The following is an 18,237-nucleotide window of genomic DNA, read 5'->3' as shown; positions in this document are numbered from 1 at the left end:
TCAGCTTTGCCAATGACTACCATCTGAGACTAGTGGTTCAATATTTCAATTCATCTGGTATAGGTTGATTGAGTGGGACAGGAATAGGTTTACGGCCGCGTCCTTTTTGATATTGGCGCAGCTGGAATACATAAGCCAAAATCTGTGCGACAGCAGTAAACAAACCTTCAGGGATCTGCTGATCTAACTTAGTCGTATGGTAAATAGCCCTTGCAAGTGGTGGGGCCGAGACAATCGCAATATTGTGCGCGCGGGCAATCTCACGTATTTTAAAGGCCACATCATCAACACCTTTCGCTATCACAAAGGGAGCCGCAGAGCGCTGCACATCGTATTTAATCGCAACGGCAAAATGCTCAGGGTTAACGACAATCACATCGGCATTTGGCACTTCAGCCATCATACGCCTTTGTGCTAGTTCACGTTGCATCTGCCGTATATGCCCTTTCACCTCAGGTTTACCCTCAGTGTCTTTATATTCATCTTTTACTTCTTGTTTGGTCATCTTAAGTTGCTTGTTGTGATTCCAAATTTGGAACGGCACATCTATGACGACAATAAACAAAATCGAGGAACATAACAGGATAAACATCCAAACCAACAAATCTAATGCATGGTAAACATTACCAGGAAGATGGTCGCTAGACAGCAACATGATGTCATTGAAATAGAAGCTTAATAAAAAATAAGCAGAAAAGGCTACTACAGAAAATTTTGCAATGCCTTTGGTGAGTTCAACCAGAGCCTGTACGCCAAACATACGTTTAAAACCAGCAAGGGGACTCATTTTACTGGCTTTTGGCATCATAGCTTGGGTCGAAAAATTGATCCCACCAAGAGAGACGTTACCGATAAACGCAACCACCACAATCAATAGCATAATTTTAGCCATGGGCCAGGCTATTTCACTCGCAACAACACCCCACACGTTGAACATTTCATTAGTATCAAAAATTTGCGCCCTATCCATGGTAAATACAATTTCAAACACCCGAGTTAAGCTAATTGCCAAACTTGGGCCTAGCATATAAAACCCACATGCCGCCGAAATCAATACCGCTGCAGTTCCGAGTTCTTTCGAACGTGCAATCTGTCCTTTTTCCCGCGCCTGTTCTAGACGCCTCCCCGTGGGTTCCTCTGTACGTTCACCACTTGATTCTTCAGCCATGGGCCTCTCCTAATCCCATCATATCAGACCATCAGCGTTACATTGGAGCGCTAACATATCGCAAAGCAGCAATTGAGCCGTCGACCATACTTCATCGAAGTGTGCCATTACCGGTGTTAGGGTTAACCACAGAATAAACAGTCCACCAATCATAGTGATCGGAAAACCAATAGAGAAAATATTTAATTGCGGCGCGGCGCGGGTCATGACCCCGAAGGACAAGTTGACTAATAATAAGGCGATAATCGCAGATATCGACATAGTGAGTGCCGCACCAAACATATACGATCCCCAATCAGCCAGCGATCGATAACTTGTCAGTGTTAAGCCTTGATTAGAAATCGGCAAAGTTTCAAAGCTTGCCACTAGCATACGGATCATCAAAAGATGGCCGTCTACAGCTAAGAAAATCAATGTCGCCAATAAAAGAAAAAAGTTACTAATAACGGGTGTTTGTTGGCCAGAACCAGGGTCAACCATAGAGGCAAAGCCTAAACTGGTCTGCATACCAATGATCTGTCCAGTGAGCACAAAGACTTGCATCACCATTTGAGTCACAAACCCCATGGCAACACCGATAATAATTTGCTGCGCCGTGATGAATACTGCGCTTAACGAAAATAAATCCACATTTTGAGTTGGAGGAAGAACGGGTGCTATCGCAAAGGTAATTGCCATCGCCAATAATAAGCGAACTCGTGTTGGTGTCGTTGCCGCCCCAAATACCACCATGACCATCAACATGCTCGCGACGCGAAACAATGGCCAAATATAAGCAGCAATGGTTTGCATTAAGGTATCGAGCAGCAGCTCCATCGCGTTAGCCTATCGCTTGAGGAATGCGATTCACCATCTCGATGAAAAAGTCCATCAGGGTTTCAACTAACCAATGTCCCATAAACATTAGGCCAAAAAGTGTCACTAACAAACGCGGAAGGAAACTTAAGGTCTGCTCGTTAATAGAAGTCGCCGCTTGAAACACAGCAACAATTAACCCAATTCCCAGCCCAGGCAACACAATAGCAGACACCATCATGACGATAACAGCGAGAGCTTCACGAAAAATATCAATTAGCGCCTCAGGACTCATGTGTTTACTCTCCCTTGGCTATCCGAAACTATTCGCTAATGTCCCGAGGACTAAGCTCCAACCATCTACGAGCACAAACAACATGATCTTAAACGGCAGCGACACTATCATGGGGGATAACATCATCATACCCATAGCCATCAAGATACTCGCCACCACTAAATCGAGTACTAAAAAAGGCACAAATAGCATAAAGCCAATCTGAAATGCGGTTTTTAACTCACTGGTAATGAAAGCGGGCACTAACACACTCATAGGTGCTTCTTCTGGAGACTTAATATCCTTATAGCCAGAAATCTCAATAAAGGTCTTTAAATCCGTCGTTCTTACTTGTCCCAACATAAAGCCTCTCAGTGGCTCTTTCCCTTTATCAAACGCTTGCTGCAAGGTTAATTGCTCATCGATATAAGGCTTCACCCCTTCATCATAAATCCGGTCGAATACCGGTGCCATGATAAAAAAAGTCATGAACAAACTCATGCCAATTAAGACTTGATTAGATGGAGTCTGTTGTAATCCAATGGCTTGGCGTAATATCGACAGGACAATGATAATCCGCGTGAAAGAGGTCAACATGATGAGCATCGCAGGTAAAAAACTCAGCGATGTCATCAGCAGTAAAATCTGCATTGTGACCGAATATTCCGTTGAGCCGTCTGGCGCCGTTGTTACTGTTACAGCAGGTAAGACGCCATCTGCGGCCCATGCTGACGGCATCAATAGCAGCATAACTAACCCAACTAACGCGAGAATACGTATTGTCATTGTTTTAATTTCGCCTGACGTAATCGACTCGCAAACGAATCAGCTTCTAGATGGATAGGTTCAGCTAACTTATCAATCAAACTCACCTGCTGCGAGCTAACCCCAAGCAAATATTGCTGTTCGCCCACCTGAACCAAGACTAAACGCTCTTTTTGACCGAGGGAAGTCACAGCAATGGTCTTTAGTACGCTATTGGTCGTGGGGACTAAATTAAACCTTCTCAGTAAATAAGCTAACGCGAAAATTAATAATAAAACCAGAATCAAGCCACCTAACATACTTGCTAAGGTCGCAACTTGAGAAGGTTCTGCCATTTTTGTAGCAGCAGGTGCTATTGAAGCAATATTCTCTGCGCCTTCCCCACCGAGGCTATCGGCGCTCGCTTGAACCGCTACCACTAAACTCTGTATTACCGATGTGCTCATTTAAAGTTCCAACGACTTTTACATCTCGAATTATTTAAGCTTTTTAATTCGCTCAGTTTGACTGATCACATCCGTTAAGCGAATACCGAATTTATCGTTTACCACCACCACTTCACCGTGAGCGATAAGCGTGCCATTGACCATCACATCTAACGGTTCACCTGCGACTCTATCTAACTCAACCACAGAACCTTGGTTAAGTTGTAATAAGTTTCGGATACTAATATAGCTACGGCCCACTTCCATCGAAATGGTGACAGGAATATCTAAAATTGTATCTAACTTAGCCGCTTCAGCCTTAGAAATAGGTCTTGAATCATCAACCAGCTCATCGAGTTCAATTGCGTTGGCTTCTTCTAACGCTTGTTCTGCCATTGCTGCTGCCCAATCATCCGTATCGTCTGTGCTCATCTTACTTCACCTTATAATTCTGATATATCACGAGATTTACCCTTACGCGTCACCAATTGCAGCTCAGATTTAACTGTCTCAGGCCGAGGGATTTTCTCACATATTTTAAGCGCTAGGTTATCTCTAGAACGGCCCATTTTACAACGATATGTCGGTAAATCCTCGATTTTCATCATGATAAACTCGGGTAACTCAATCGGAATAATATCGCCCGCTTTAAAATTCATGACCTCTTTGAGCGTTAATTCATGTTCAACAATATTGGCATCGAACCCGACCTTCACATCCATGATTTCATCGTGTAATGCCTGTGACCAACGCATATCAGTATCTTGCTTGTCACTTTGCACACCCGCATCGAGTAACTCTCGGATAGGTTCAATCATGGAGTAAGGCATAGTGATATGAAAATCACCACCGCCTCCATCGACTTCAATATGGAATGAATTAATCACCACAACTTCGGTAGGACTAACAATGTTCGCCATGGCGGGATTGACTTCAGAGTCCAAATAATCAAACTCAACATCCATTACGGGCGCCCAAGCATCTTTATAATCTTCAAATATAATCTTAAGCAGTAACTGTACGATTCGTCTTTCTGTCGGCGTAAATTCTCGCCCTTCAATCTTGGCATGGAAACGCCCATCGCCACCAAAGAAGTTATCCACTAGGATAAATACCAGTCGCGCTTCCATGGTGATCAATGCAGTGCCTTTGAGTGGGCTAAAACGCACCATATTCAAGCTAGTAGGAACAAAAAGCGTATGTACGTACTCACCAAACTTGAGCATCTGTACACCGTTGATCGACACTTCGGCCGCTCGGCGCATCATATTAAACATGCTGATGCGCAAATGGCGCGCAAAACGCTCATTCACGATTTCCAGCGTCGGCATACGCCCACGAACTATTCGATCTTGGGAAGAGAAATCGTAGGAACGGGCATCTTCTCCAACAGCGTCAATTTCGTCATCATCGACGTCATCAACCCCGTGCAATAGCGCATCAATTTCGTCTTGGCTTAATAAATCACTCACTATATTGCCTTCGCCTCTTTTGGTGCTGAAGTTAAAGGATTATTGCATTACAAAACCGGTAAATAGTACTTTCTCGACAACCTTACGCCCAGTTACTGACTGTAGAGTATTTTGCACACTCAAAAGTGCTAACTGCCGTAACTCATCTTTCCCCGCTTGCGTGCTGAGCTTTTGTACATCTGCACCACTAAAGGTCGTTAAAAGCGCATCTTCAATCAGCGGAATATGTTTTTGTGTTAGCACATCATCATCGGTACCACGCACCATAAGCTGCACTTTAATCTCAACTAAACGAGCCCTATCAGGCCCAGGTAAGTTGAATAAGAAAGGACGCGGCATAGGCACGTATGATGCGGTAGCCACTGCTCCTGATGCTGGAACTTCAGCCTGAACTGCACCATCGGCAGCTACGGCGGGAACCTCTTCGGTACCGCTTCCTATAAAGAACCAGACGCCGCCACCGATTAACAGCGCGACTAAAACGCCTAGACCAGCAAAAATAAATAGTTTCTTCTTACTCTTAGGCCCTTCAGTACTTTCAAGTTCTAACGATTCTTCCTTAGCCATCACTATTCTCTTTAATTTAGGCGGAAACTCATTACAGTTTTATTTGAAACGTAATTATGTCAGTCATTGCTATAGGTTACCTGCTTAAGCGTAATAATCTATACCTGAAGTTACACTAATCGCTTGATTTAAACCTAAATGTAACTCTTCTGCCGAGATTTCATCCATATCAGCCGCATTTGAACTGCCGCCATCACCGAAACTACCTTCCCGACGCTCACCTTGATCGCCTTGAGAAACATGGCTGTCAGCCAACTGCATCCCTTGCTCTTGCAATAACTCACGTAATCTTGGCATAGCTTGTTCAACCAGATCGCGCGTTTGCGGCTGAGTAACATGAAACTGTACTTGGGTTTGGTCGCCATGCACTTGGATCTTTACCAACATATGCCCAAGTTCAGGTGGATCGAGCCGGATTTCCGCATGTTGGATGCCTTGACTCACCATAGTAATCAATTGCTGCTTCATCACAGGTGAAAATCGTTGGATCATCTCCTGCATTTGGTTTTGCTGTTCTACTCCTTGACGCAATGACAGCTGAACTTGCATGGTTTCTTGGCGATTTAATTGTGACATCGAGAGTGTCTGTATGGATGATGTCGACTTAAGTTCTGAGAAAGTATTACTATCATCCATAAAACTTTCGTCTCTGGGAATATCCATCGCAACCGTTAATTTAGCATCTTTCAGTAATAGGTTAGCAGCCAAATCGGAATTGGGACTCCCATCAAGATCACTTTCTGTTACAGATGTTGTACCTAATGGTTCAGATGAAATTGAAGAGCCTAAGGTATTCAGGTCGAAAGTATTTCCCGAGGTAGCGATATTACCCGTATTGGGACTATTCACTGTCGAGCTGCTAGTCGTTGCTTTTGCCGCAGTGTTGGTTGCCGACTTTATCGTTGCACTGTTCGCTAAGCCCGCTTGATTAATCACAGCATTAAGTGTGACCTCATTCTCAACTAAAGACTCATCTATACTCACCCCGACTTCAGTGGCAGAGACAAGCTCAGTGTCTTCTAAAGGTAATTCTGAAGCGTCATCGGTCAAATTTGGATCAATCACAGCATCACTATCCGCTGACGCTTCAAGTATATTTGGGTCTATGGGAAGAATATTTACGAGTGACTTATCAGTCAAAGAAGATGGTTTCACGTCATCTGCGAATGAAATTGCTGCCATATCTGGGCTAGTAGAAACTAACTTTTGTAATTCAGCAGAAAAACCAGCTTCATCTATATCTGATGCCAGTTCAATCTCAGCAAAAACAGTAGAAACAGTAGAAACAGTAGAAACAGTAGAAACAGTAGATGCCAATGCTAAATCAGCAGAAATAGTAGGTGCCAATGTTGAATTATCAGAAACAGTAGGTGCCAATGCTGAATCAGCAGAAATAGTAGGTGCCAATGTTGAATTATCAGAAACAGTAGGTGCCAATGCTGAATCAGCAGAAATAGTAGAGGCCAATGCTGAATCGGCAGAAACAGTAGAGGCCAATGCTAAATCAGCAGAAATAGTAGATGCCAATGTTGAATTATCAGAAACAGTAGATGCCAATGCTGAGCCGGTTAATAACGCTGATGAAGTATCAATATTTTCTTCACCAGTTATATCTTCTTCAGCATTTAAAAATGCTAGCGGCAAACTATCTCCATCAGATGCCGTTTTCTTCATATCATTTGCCATGCTAATTTGGGCAAAAATGAGATTTACGTCGGCGTCATCAGTTGATATATCGTCATCTTTTACTTTATCAGCAGAGGTAACCTGCACAGTATCATCAGTGTTAGCAATGGTTTTTTTAGACGCAGAAATAGAAAATGAGCTAGCGGTGACTGACGCAAGTGTAGATGAAAAGTCTTCATTATTAGACTCTTGGGAAGATGTCTTAGCGGAATTGGCCGCAGAGTTGCCTGTTTTACTTAACAGGATATTGGTCATTTGTTGCATAAGTGCTCCCAAACATCACCCAGCAAAAAAGAAAATGGCTAGGTAGAAACGTCAATTAAACACTGCGGTTGCAGGGTCATGGACTAAATCAAAGCAAATAAGATGCCAAAACATCAGGTTTTACGACAGCATATCGAAAAGAATTAACTCTGGGAGGTGTCAAATTGATGCTTATGCCATCAATACAAAAAACTAAAGAGCCTATCCGGCTCGCGAGCAGTAAAGATGCCTATCATTTCACTAACGTTGATGACGGCGATAAAATTGCTGGGAAGCAAATTCATCGGTCATTTTTTGCTCCCTTTTTTGTTCAACCACTTGACGCTTCTTCTCTTTACTGGCTAAGAGTAATTCTACTGCCTTACGTTTTTTTTGCTTTTCCAACCAATGTTGTTGTCGATATTCTTTTTGCTTTTCACCATCGGCTACGACGCGATTTTGCTGGATAATTGCGTCATCAATCTGACGAATAAAACGGTGAAACTGGTGATAGTGACTAGCACTAATGGCTTGACCTTGCTGGGATTGCATTTGCTTCATGTATTCTAAGCGATAGTTATTTAGAGCACTGAGTTGATTCAACCGTTTTTGACACTCTAACTGCGCAGATTTTAACAATAAAGCCGCTTGTTCTTCGGCATCATTGGCAAGCTTTAACACTAACAACAAGGGATCGGCGTTAGCCATACTAGACCTCAATTAATTCGATGACGCCATTATTTGCACTGTGCAGCAAGTTGCCCAAGCATGACTTGGCTATCGGCAAAGCTAAATGCATCACGCATGGTTTGTCGCAAAAAAGCATTCATTGCTGGCTGCAGTCGTATCGCATTATCAATGCGCGGATCGCTTCCTTGGGCATAGGCCCCAATAGAAATCAAATCTCTATTTTGCTGATACAAAGAATAGGTTTGTTTCACGCGGCGCATCGCTTCCAAATGTTCATTGGAGATCACCATAGGCGCGACTCGGCTAATAGAAGCTTCAATATCAATTGCAGGATAGTGCCCCGAATCCGCAAGCGAACGTGACAAGACAATGTGACCATCGAGGATCGCCCGCGAAGCATCGGCAATGGGATCCTGTTGATCGTCCCCTTCCGTCAACACAGTATAAAATGCCGTAATTGAACCTTGTCCAGGGCCACCGTTTCCGGCGCGCTCAACTAAACGTGGCAATTTTGCAAACACAGAAGGCGGATAACCTTTAGTCGCAGGCGGTTCACCCACAGCCAAAGCAATTTCCCGCTGCGCTTGGGCGTAGCGCGTTAAACTGTCCATAAGCAATAAAACGTTATAGCCTAAATCGCGGAAGTATTCGGCAATACGAGTCGAGGTTTCACAGGCGCGAAGACGCATCAGAGGCGATGTATCCGCAGGCGCAGCAACAACGACTGAACGCGCTCGACCTTTCTCACCAAGAATTTCCTCAATAAACTCTTTCACTTCCCGGCCACGCTCACCCACTAGCCCAACCACAATAATGTCGGCGGTAGTACCGCGAGTCATCATACCTAAGAGCACACTCTTACCTACACCTGAGCCCGCAAACAAGCCCATACGTTGGCCTTTGCCCACAGTCAGCATAGCGTTGATAGCGCGAACACCAACGTCCAGCGGTTCAGTAATGGCACGGCGAGATAGAGGATTAATGGCAGCGCTATGTCTTGGCGCTTGTTGGTCGGTTTGCAACGCGCCTAAACCATCTAAAGGCACGCCGTTACCATCGAGTACGCGTCCTAGCAGGGATAAACCAACATTGAGTCCAGTTTGTTCCCCCAAAGGCACAACCCGCGCACCGGGCAATACACCACGTAATTCTTCAATGGGCATTAAATATAATAGTTCGCCATCAAACCCGACCACCTCGGCGATTAACTCGCCCGCCATGGTTTCGATCGAACATAAACTGCCCACAGGCGCACGGCAACCGCTTGCTTCTAAGGTTAAGCCGACAACACGCACCAGTTGACCACTGGCCACTGCGCGAAATGGCGGCACCTTACCCTGATGATGATTAAGCCTATTCAGCAGTTGATGTTGGCGATTTTGCATCTGATTTTGCCTCTAATTGCTCACCTGTGTTTGAGGCAGATTGTATATCCTCAGCATGTTGAGAAACCGTATCGACAACCTGATCATCAAGCTCTGATCCCACAGCCTCAGAAGCCGCAACGTATTTTGCGGTATCTTCAACCTCTATCGCCTCTTGCAGTTGACGCTGCTTATCACTTAAGTGAGCATGTTGGTTCCGTAAGGACTCAAACACAGCATCGATACGCGATCCGAGGGTCAAATCGACTAAAGAACGATGACTACTGAGAATACAGTCACCAGGGCTTAAGGAAGGGTCAACTTCAAGTTCCCACTTACTGCGGGTCAATTGAGCGCTGGAATAAAGTTGTTCGACTAAAATAACATCGTCAGGATGCAAGCGGATTGTGACCGTTTGTTCTTTTATCGGCAGCGATTCTATACCTAAGCGCAATGCCGAAAGCACTTGTTCAGGATGAGTTTTTAATTCGTGGCCAATGACAGATTTCGCTAATGTCATACTCAGGTTTAGTAGCGAAAGTTCAATATCGCCATCGAGCAATTGCAATGGTTTTTCAAATTGGGCTAATAAGGTTTCAAAACGCGAGAGCAATATTTTTGCTTGGGCTAAACCGGTTTCTAATCCTTGCTCATGCCCTTGGGCGAGCCCTTCAGTATGGCCCTGCTCTAACCCTTCTAAACGCCCTTTTTCTAGCCCTTGCTCATACCCTTGCTGCTTACCCTCGCTAAAGCCTTCTTCTTCGGCTTGGGCGCGAATGTCTTCAATCTCAGCCATAGTCGGTGGAGAAACACTTTCCACTGTAGTCGACTTAGCGGCTTGATGATTCGAATGGCCGAACAGATTTGAGATAGAATCATCATCGGCTTCAGTCACATCTGGCAGTGCCCAGTGACTAAATTCGACATCTCCTTCGCTCAAGACCTTATTCAACAATTTATTGTCGCTCGGATTAGAGGAACTCATCGCCACCACCGCCGCCTAACATGATTTCGCCGCTGTCACTTAAGCGACGAGCAATAGACAGGATTTCTTTTTGGGCGACTTCCACTTCACTGATACGGATTGGGCCCATAGCTTCAAGATCATCACGCAATAATTCAGCGGCACGTTTTGACATGTTACCCAATATTTTTTCTTTCAGCTGATCATCTGTGCCTTTAAGCGCCTTCATCAGTACATCTTGCTGCACTTCACGCAACAGGGCTTGGATACCGCGGTCATCGACATCGATTAAGTTTTCAAATACAAACATCAAATCTTGGATTTGCTGCGCCATTTCTTCATCAGACTCGCGCATGGTTTCCATCAACTGGCTTTCGATACCCGTGTCTAAGTAGTTCATTATGTTGGCGGCCGCTTTTAAGCCCCCCATTTTCGCAGCTTGGGCGCCACCTTGACCGGCAAACTGTTTCTCCATGATGTCATTCAACTCTTGCAGTGCGGCAGGCTGCACTTCTTCAAGATTGGCAATACGCATCATCAAGTCTAAGCGGGTATTCTCAGGGAATTGACCAAAAATTTCCGCCGCTTGATCGGGTTCTAGATAAGACAGCACAATGGTTTGGATCTGCGGATGTTCGTTTTGAATAATGGTCGCCACTTGGCGCGCATCCATCCACTTCAACGAGTCCAAACCTTTAGCGCCACTGCCCATGATAATCTGTTCAATCAGATTACCCGCTTTATCTTCACCCAGCGCAGCGGTTAAGGCTTTACGGACGAACTCTTCGCTGTTGAAACCAATTGAAGAATACTTTTGAATGTCATCAAGAAACAGCTTATGTACCCCGATAACTTTTTCCTGACCAAACTCATCCATTGCCGCCATGGCCATACCCACTTTTTGCACTTGCTTCGGCTCTAAGTGTTTTAAAATGGATGCAGCATCAGCCTCACTCAAACTGAGGAGTAAAATAGCGGTCTTTTCAACGCCACTAATATCTTTGATATTAAAGGCAGGTGCGGCCGCAGGAGCCACTTCTTTCGTTTTATTCTCAGCCATTGTCTTGTAACCAGTTTTTCACGACTTGAGTAGAGAGCTCAGGCTCATTCGCCACGAGCGCACGGATAGCTTTAATCATATCATCATCTTTGTGAAGATTAGGGATATGAATTGAGCCATCGTCAGCATAACTGTATTCCGCCTCTTGAGTATTGAGCATCCCTAGCGTATCAGCCGCATATTGGTCCTCAATTTCTGCTAATTCATTACCTAATCTGCCATCCTCAGGCATATTCACACTGTCAGGATAGATCAAGCGTTTCAGCATAGGACGTACCACAGCTAGAATCAGCACCAAAATCACTAGCGCACCAATCCCAAGCTTAATCGCACGCCAAAACCAAGGTTGCTCCCAAAGTTCAGGTGCGGGTAAATCTTCAACCAATTGATCCATAAAGGGAACGGTTACCACTTCCAGCACATCACCCCGTTGTGAACTAAAACCAACCGCGCCTTCAAGCAAACGACGAATATTGGTCAGTTCTTGTTCGGTACGGGCAACACGGGCTACTTGACCATTTTCTCCAGCGGCACCAGGTTTAAAGTCCACCGCGACTGACACACTAATGCGGCGCACTGCGCCAACTTGCTGGCGAGTATGGCTAATGGTGGTATCTAATTCAAAGTTACGGGTCGCTTCGCGGTGCGAATTACCTGCTGCAGCCGTTGCTGACTCTGCCGCTTTTGTTGCATCTTCTGGAATATTAGACTCCATTGGCGGTTGATTGGATAACGCGCCTGGGATCCCACCAGAAGAGCCGCCAGTGGTGTTATTTTCAACTGTCATTTCACTGCGCAGTGCTGGTAAATCAGGGTTAAAACGCTTTGATGTTTGCTCAACCGCAGTAAAATCCATACTGACGTCGACTTGAGAGGTAAAATTATCAGGACCTAAAATTGGCACCAGAATCGATTCAATCTTAGTGCGATATTCAGCTTCTTTTTGCTGTACTAATTCAAGTTCACGGCGAGCCGTCGCAGACGCGCCATCTTGGCTGCCAGAATTCAATAAACGGCCGTTAGAGTCAGTTACCGTCACCCTTGATGGTTCTAAACCTTGTACTGCAGAAGCAACAATATCGACGATAGCATCGACTTCACCTTGGCCTAAGCCACCGCGACGGGTATTGATCACCACAGTTGCACTCGGTTTAGAGGCATTGCGGGCGAAGACGTTTTCTTTAGGTAACGCAAGAATGACTTTGGCACGGCTGACACTTTGTAGTTGCTCAATCGCACGGGCGAGGTTTTCTTCTTGGCTATGCTTAAGACGAGCCTGTTCCATGCGTTGGCTGACACCAAAACCACTGTCTTTATTCAAAAAATCTTGGTTGGCTGCAGGACTGTCGATACCTGCACGACTCAACATCATTTTGACTTCTTGATATTTATCTTCAGGAACTTTAATAACGTCCACGTCAATTTGATACTTAACTTTATTTTTATCAAGTACATCTAGCACTTGAACCATTTCCTGAGTTTCCATTTTACCCAATGGACGATACTCTGGCTCCTGCGCCCACAGCATGACAAATACCGCCAAGGCTAAACAAATCGCTAAGGCTAAAATCATAGTTACTTGGCGCATCATATCGACACCGCCAAGATTTCCCATCATTCCTGACTTATGTTCTTGCTGGACACCTTGGTCAGCTAAACCGGAATTGGATCCGACAATCATTTCTGTACTCACGATTCGTACCTGCTAATTGGGTTATTCACTGGCCTAGACAGGCATGCTCATTATTTCTTTGTAGGCTTCGACAAGCTTATTACGCACTTGCACTGTCGCCTCGAAAGCGACACTTGCTTTCTCACGGGCAATCACAGTGTCCGATAAAGAAACGGTAGTATCACCCATCTCTAAACGTGTCGCGAGGTTTGACGATGCAGACTGTAAGCCGCTGACATTGCCGACGGCTTGCGATAGCAACTGACCGAAGTCTGCACCACTGGTGTTATTCACTTGCTGCATGATATTTGGCTGAACGCCAAACGACGGCGTTATTTCGCCTTGGAGTTTCTGCATTTCCTGCAGGAATGAATTTGCGCCTATTTGCATGCTGAGCTCCCAGTCGTCGAATTCTTGACGATCAAAATACCGATAACGGGACAATGCAAAATAACGGCCAAGTTTTCAGATGGTCGTGATTGATAATAAATTGACGGGATAAGAAGATGTCAATATCTAAGGATTTTGGATGAAATGAGCCACTTTTACGGTTGTGTATTTTAATCAATACAGCCTCACACTCAATGTGGAGGCTGCGTGATGATAACTTGAATTTATAGGCTAATTTGGCAGTTGGATCCCCATATCACGCATCCTTGCCATCTTGTATCTTAGGGTTCGTGCGCTAATTCCTAGCTTTTCGGCGACTAACTTACGACTTCCTTGGCATTGATTAAGGGTCTCTAAAATAATCACATGTTCTTGAGCTTTGAGCTCTTCACCTAAACCGTCTGGCTCAGAAGAAAATGGGTCTAGATCTTCACCGCTTAAAATCACATCCTGCGCATCGATAATAATGTCATTGGCAGTGATCAATTGACCAGCTCTTAATATCAAAGCACGCTGGATCACATTGTCGAGTTCACGTACGTTCCCAGGCCAGCGATGACTCAATAAACGTCGACGCGCATTCTCATCCAACTCAGGCACATCGGCAACATTCAATGCCTTAGCATGTTTAGCCAGTAAATGACGCGCAAGAGGTAAAATATCTGCAGGACGTTGACTTAACGCAGGCCAAGCTAAAGGAAATACGTTAATTCGATAGTAGAGATCTTCCCTAAATCCCCCTGCGGCGACCACTGCCTTTAAATCACGATTGGATGTAGCAAGCACGCGCACATCCAATTTAATAGTTTTACGGCCACCTAAACGCTCAACTTCACGCTCTTGCAAAACCCGCAACAACTTAGCTTGTAAGCCTAAATCCATCTCAGAGATTTCATCGAGCAGCAAAGTGCCACCTTGAGCCAGCTCAAATTTCCCCGGACACGCTTGATAAGCCCCCGTAAATGCACCCTTTTCATAACCAAAAAGGGTAGCTTCGAGCATGTTCTCGGGAATCGCGGCACAGTTAATGGCCACAAAGGCTTGATTAGCACGGCTACTGTGTTGATGAATATAACGGGCCAAAACCTCTTTACCCGAACCGCTAGGACCTAAGATCATGACAGAGGCATCGGAGGCGGCAACCCGTTGAGCAAGTGCTAATAATGCTAAACTTTTCTCATCAGCGACGACGGGCTGATCCACATTTTGTTTTAATGGCAAATAGCGTGAGACTTGATTGAGTAACACTTCTGGTGCAAAAGGTTTGGCTAAATAATCAACAGCGCCTAATTTTATAGCGTTCACCGCGCTACCAATAGTCGCGTAGGCCGTCATCAACAGCACTGGCAACTTAGGATGATGCTGCTGCAGATAGTTCAATAAACCTAAACCACCAATACCTTGCATCTGCACATCGCTAATAACTAAATCAAACTGATGTTGTTTCAAGGCTAAAATAGCGTCTTCACCGGAGGCAACATCAACACACTCATACTGAGCCAGCATTAAGGTATCAAACAAGGCTTCACGTAATGAAGCATCATCCTCAACGAGCAATAACTTTGCTTCAGACATGGGTAATCTCCAAAGGTAATATCACCGCGGATTTAGCCCTTGGGAATACTAAAGACACAGTACAGCCTTTATTCGGTACACAACTGAGTTGCAGTTGCCCCCCATGATTGCGCACCACAGATTGCACAACGGCTAACCCAAGCCCAGTTCCCTGCGACTTAGTCGTAAAGAAAGGTTCAAATACCTTCTGCTGCATAGTGGCGTCTAAGCCTTTACCATTATCGATGACGTCCAATAATAACCGTTCGCCCTCTTCCTTCGCTTGGATACGAATTTCAGTTGCTCCGGCTTCTATGCTGTTCATGACTAAATTATTAATCGCCGAGCTTAATGCATTGGAATTAGCTAACATCGAGCTGCTTGACGCATCATCAAATAACAAGTCACAGCCTTGCTTTGCCGCTATTGGCTCACAATTTGCCAAAACATTGTCGATAACCTCAGCCAACGAGATTAGATCTCCAAGTTCATCCTGACGGCCTTTCGCCATCAATAGCATGTCGTTAACCTGCCGCTCGAGTTCATTGAGTCTATCAACAAGTTTTTGTTGGAATTTAGCTTTAGCGGCATCGGATAACTTCGGACTCGCAAGGTTTGAAGCGTATAACAAAGCGGCTGATAAAGGCGTGCGCACCTGATGAGCCAAAGTTGCTACCATCTTGCCCAGTGCAGATAAACGTTGTAAATGGGAGATATTTTTCTGTAATAACCGAGTTTCAGTCAGATCAGTTAGCACAATTAATTGACCAGGCTCTGGCGTCAATGGCGTAATCGCTAATTTAACGCGGCGGCCATTACGCAGCGACACTTCGTGGCCATCATCGTCCTGCGGCGCAAAGGCACTGTGGATCACATCAATCCAGCGAACACCACACAAGGAGCGCTCAAGTAATTCAACTGCAACCGGATTTGCATCCGTGACTATACCGTCGCCATTGATAATCACCACGCCGGATGGCATAGCCTGTAAAATATGCTCCATTCGATTGGACATATTCGCGGCCTCACGCAGTTGGTTCCATTGTTTGCTAGTGTGCTTGAATGACTCAATTTGCGCTAGTGGGTTGGCTGACATAGTCACTCCGTCAAAAAATTGCTTATGACGGGGTGACTGCAGTATCTATGCCAAATTGGAAATTGAACTTTAGAGGTTAAAACAACTTATATAACAATAAAATAGAAAACTAATCTTTTGTCATTCCGTACTTACGCATTTTTTCTACAAGCGTTGTACGGCGTATTCCAAGCATTTCAGCAGCGCGAGCTACGACATTATCTTGTAGCTCTAGCGCCTGACGTATCATGTCTATTTCTAGTTCTGCTAACAAATCCTTAAGGTTCACACCTTCAGGCGGCAGCTCACTAGGGAAACGCGTTTCAGGGATTTCAACTGGCTCTTCATCGCTAAAGATAGAAGCTAAAGCATCACGTTCCTGTTGCTCTTCACTCATCTCTACACAATATTCGGGCACATCGATATGGCGATATTTGACAGGTAAATCGTTAACATCAACCAGTCCACCCGGATATAAAATGGTGAGGCGTTCGACTAAATTAGACAGCTCGCGCACGTTGCCCGACCAAGCATGTTCTTTCAGCGACTCTATCGCACGCTGCGTAAAACGCACCTTACCACGGCCTTCGTTATAGACTCGGCTAACTAACTCTTGTAATAGCAAAGGCACATCGTCCTTGCGATCACACAACGCGGGCATTTCAATCGGGAATACGTTTAGGCGGTAATAAAGATCCTCACGGAACTCATTAACGCTGATCATGGTTTCTAAATCTCTATGTGTCGCAGCAACTACGCGTACATCAGCATTAATAGTCTTAGTACCACCAACGCGCTCAAATACCCGCTCTTGCAGCACACGGAGTAATTTAACTTGCATTTGTAGTGGCATGTCTCCTATTTCATCGAGAAATAGTGTACCACCTTCAGCTAATTCAAAACGGCCTTTACGAGAACAGATTGCCCCCGTAAATGACCCCTTTTCATGACCAAATAGCTCACTCTCTAATAACTCAGGCGGTATAGCACCACAGTTAACAGGGATAAATGGACCGTCACGGCGCTCAGACAAATAATGGATATTACGGGCGACCACTTCTTTACCTGTACCTGATTGACCCAGAACAAGCACGGTTGCCTCAGATGTTGCTACTTGATTTATCAAGTGCCTCACATTCGCAATACCATCACTGCGTCCCACTAAGCTTCGGAATAACTTTGTTTGATTCGCACTAGTAGGGACTTGAGGCCGTTTAACTTGACCGAATACTTGGCAAAAGTGTAATAATTCAGTGAGCTGAGGATACGTTAAAGGTTCTTCTATATGTCCAAGAATATTAGACACTTGCAGATCGTCAACATTGCCAAGCAACAGCATAGGTTGCCATGGATGTTGACCTGCGATGTTTTTAAGCCCATCAGCATCCATAACATCAGTTAGGATAACTAAAGCTCGAAAACGGGTATCTTGGAGGCTAGCACTTAATTTTTCGGTTTCAATTTGTACAAATTGCTCACCTAAAAAATCCAAAATGCAACACAGGCGATTTAATCGCTCTGATGGAGGGCCGATAAGTAAAATTCGTTGATCTGTTTGCATCATTCAGTAGGCCGTAAAGCTCTAATATGTATTAATTCGCATTAATTATTTATGATTAGTTGCTGTAAAAGCTTAACAAATTCAATGTAACAATCTGTGCCACCATCACTACTTGTGATGAATATTGTATTATCAGCAGACGAGAAGCAAGCCTCAGATGAGGTTTATGCCAAACTGAATTGATTTTAGTTCATTTACATCATGATTCTAGTCTAAAACGTCAATACTTTGACTTTTAGCCAAAAAAAAGACGCAACAAGTGCGTAATGCCGTTCACTTAAGAGTGAACGGCATTTTTCTTTGGTCTAACCGGAAACTTGTTTTTGCTCATTTTAAGAACTCGTGGATATGCCCTTTCCCGTTTACCATCCAGCTTAAATTGCCGTGCATTTCGTTCTATATCCAATACGTCTCTCGGGACATTCCCCGGTGTTTGTGATGGCAGTTGTGTCAACTTGAAGATGATATAACTCGCCGCATCCCGAAAACTCAGTTGATTGGGGTGGACCGAT

General features: G+C 44.7%; 18 protein-coding genes and 2 pseudogenes. 1 reads left to right on the top strand and 19 read right to left on the bottom strand.

Going from position 1 to position 18,237, the window contains the following annotated elements; translation table 11 throughout:
• Window positions 1-37: 37 nt before the first annotated feature.
• The 9 genes and pseudogenes from flhB to L5M18_RS23510 all read right to left on the bottom strand — a co-directional run.
• Window positions 38-1,168, bottom strand: a complete 1,131-nt coding sequence (flhB, locus tag L5M18_RS16350) for a flagellar biosynthesis protein FlhB (protein WP_131523091.1) — start codon at window positions 1,166-1,168, stop codon at window positions 38-40.
• Between the two features lie 18 nt (window positions 1,169-1,186).
• A complete protein-coding gene (gene fliR / locus L5M18_RS16345; RefSeq protein ID WP_173497648.1) occupies window positions 1,187-1,984 on the bottom strand; it encodes a flagellar biosynthetic protein FliR in 798 nt (265 codons plus the stop codon).
• Between the two features lie 4 nt (window positions 1,985-1,988).
• Window positions 1,989-2,258: a flagellar biosynthesis protein FliQ gene (fliQ, locus tag L5M18_RS16340; protein ID WP_263197782.1), complete on the bottom strand. Its 270-nt coding sequence runs from the start codon at window positions 2,256-2,258 to the stop codon at window positions 1,989-1,991.
• 18 nt (window positions 2,259-2,276) lie between these two features.
• Window positions 2,277-3,023, bottom strand: a complete 747-nt coding sequence (gene fliP, locus L5M18_RS16335) for a flagellar type III secretion system pore protein FliP (protein WP_263178808.1) — start codon at window positions 3,021-3,023, stop codon at window positions 2,277-2,279.
• Window positions 3,020-3,448 (bottom strand): flagellar biosynthetic protein FliO, encoded by a 429-nt coding sequence (gene fliO, locus L5M18_RS16330; protein WP_263178806.1) that lies wholly within the window; start codon window positions 3,446-3,448, stop codon window positions 3,020-3,022. The genes fliP and fliO overlap by 4 nt, the downstream gene beginning before the upstream one ends.
• Window positions 3,449-3,478: 30 nt before the next feature.
• On the bottom strand, window positions 3,479-3,859 hold the full coding sequence (fliN, locus tag L5M18_RS16325; RefSeq protein WP_028761182.1) for a flagellar motor switch protein FliN: 381 nt from the start codon (window positions 3,857-3,859) through the stop codon (window positions 3,479-3,481).
• Window positions 3,860-3,870: 11 nt separating this feature from the next.
• Complete coding sequence (gene fliM / locus L5M18_RS16320) at window positions 3,871-4,899, bottom strand: flagellar motor switch protein FliM (RefSeq protein WP_105251943.1); 1,029 nt, start codon at window positions 4,897-4,899, stop codon at window positions 3,871-3,873.
• A 39-nt stretch (window positions 4,900-4,938) separates the two neighbouring features.
• Entirely contained in the window at window positions 4,939-5,466 is a 528-nt protein-coding gene (gene fliL, locus L5M18_RS16315; protein ID WP_263168842.1) for a flagellar basal body-associated protein FliL, read from the bottom strand.
• Between the two features lie 84 nt (window positions 5,467-5,550).
• Window positions 5,551-6,036: pseudogene (locus L5M18_RS23510) on the bottom strand (flagellar hook-length control protein FliK); the annotation flags it as partial.
• A 535-nt stretch (window positions 6,037-6,571) separates the two neighbouring features.
• Here L5M18_RS23510 and L5M18_RS16305 point away from each other — a divergent pair.
• A complete protein-coding gene (locus tag L5M18_RS16305) occupies window positions 6,572-7,462 on the top strand; it encodes a hypothetical protein (RefSeq protein ID WP_263197781.1) in 891 nt (296 codons plus the stop codon).
• Window positions 7,463-7,656: 194 nt separating this feature from the next.
• Here the strand turns inward: L5M18_RS16305 and fliJ are convergent, their stop codons facing one another.
• From fliJ to L5M18_RS16255, 10 genes and pseudogenes are all read right to left on the bottom strand, one after another.
• Window positions 7,657-8,103: a flagellar export protein FliJ gene (gene fliJ / locus L5M18_RS16300; RefSeq protein WP_028761186.1), complete on the bottom strand. Its 447-nt coding sequence runs from the start codon at window positions 8,101-8,103 to the stop codon at window positions 7,657-7,659.
• A 29-nt stretch (window positions 8,104-8,132) separates the two neighbouring features.
• The gene (gene fliI / locus L5M18_RS16295; RefSeq protein WP_028761187.1) at window positions 8,133-9,470 is read right to left on the bottom strand and encodes a flagellar protein export ATPase FliI; all 1,338 of its coding nucleotides are present in this window, start codon (window positions 9,468-9,470) and stop codon (window positions 8,133-8,135) included.
• Window positions 9,439-10,434 (bottom strand): flagellar assembly protein FliH, encoded by a 996-nt coding sequence (gene fliH, locus L5M18_RS16290; protein WP_263197778.1) that lies wholly within the window; start codon window positions 10,432-10,434, stop codon window positions 9,439-9,441. The genes fliI and fliH overlap by 32 nt, the downstream gene beginning before the upstream one ends.
• Window positions 10,421-11,473 carry a flagellar motor switch protein FliG gene (gene fliG / locus L5M18_RS16285; RefSeq protein ID WP_028761189.1) on the bottom strand — a complete coding sequence of 351 codons (1,053 nt, stop codon included), beginning with the start codon at window positions 11,471-11,473 and terminating at the stop codon, window positions 10,421-10,423. Before fliG ends, fliH begins: the two co-directional genes overlap by 14 nt.
• Entirely contained in the window at window positions 11,466-13,154 is a 1,689-nt protein-coding gene (gene fliF / locus L5M18_RS16280; RefSeq protein WP_028761190.1) for a flagellar basal-body MS-ring/collar protein FliF, read from the bottom strand. The genes fliG and fliF overlap by 8 nt, the downstream gene beginning before the upstream one ends.
• A 45-nt stretch (window positions 13,155-13,199) precedes the next feature.
• A complete protein-coding gene (gene fliE / locus L5M18_RS16275) occupies window positions 13,200-13,535 on the bottom strand; it encodes a flagellar hook-basal body complex protein FliE (protein ID WP_028761191.1) in 336 nt (111 codons plus the stop codon).
• 231 nt (window positions 13,536-13,766) lie between these two features.
• Window positions 13,767-15,110: a sigma-54-dependent transcriptional regulator gene (locus L5M18_RS16270; RefSeq protein ID WP_263197776.1), complete on the bottom strand. Its 1,344-nt coding sequence runs from the start codon at window positions 15,108-15,110 to the stop codon at window positions 13,767-13,769.
• Window positions 15,103-16,185: a sensor histidine kinase gene (locus L5M18_RS16265; protein WP_113939465.1), complete on the bottom strand. Its 1,083-nt coding sequence runs from the start codon at window positions 16,183-16,185 to the stop codon at window positions 15,103-15,105. The genes L5M18_RS16270 and L5M18_RS16265 overlap by 8 nt, the downstream gene beginning before the upstream one ends.
• A 109-nt stretch (window positions 16,186-16,294) precedes the next feature.
• Complete coding sequence (locus L5M18_RS16260) at window positions 16,295-17,728, bottom strand: sigma-54 dependent transcriptional regulator (protein WP_317629900.1); 1,434 nt, start codon at window positions 17,726-17,728, stop codon at window positions 16,295-16,297.
• 274 nt (window positions 17,729-18,002) lie between these two features.
• Window positions 18,003-18,237: pseudogene (locus tag L5M18_RS16255) on the bottom strand (IS4 family transposase); the annotation flags it as partial.

Source organism: Shewanella sp. SM20 (assembly GCF_025654545.1).
Taxonomy (GTDB): domain Bacteria; phylum Pseudomonadota; class Gammaproteobacteria; order Enterobacterales; family Shewanellaceae; genus Shewanella; species Shewanella oncorhynchi.
Note: the sequence above shows the minus strand (reverse complement) of the source record. Positions and strands in the feature narration are given on the sequence as shown.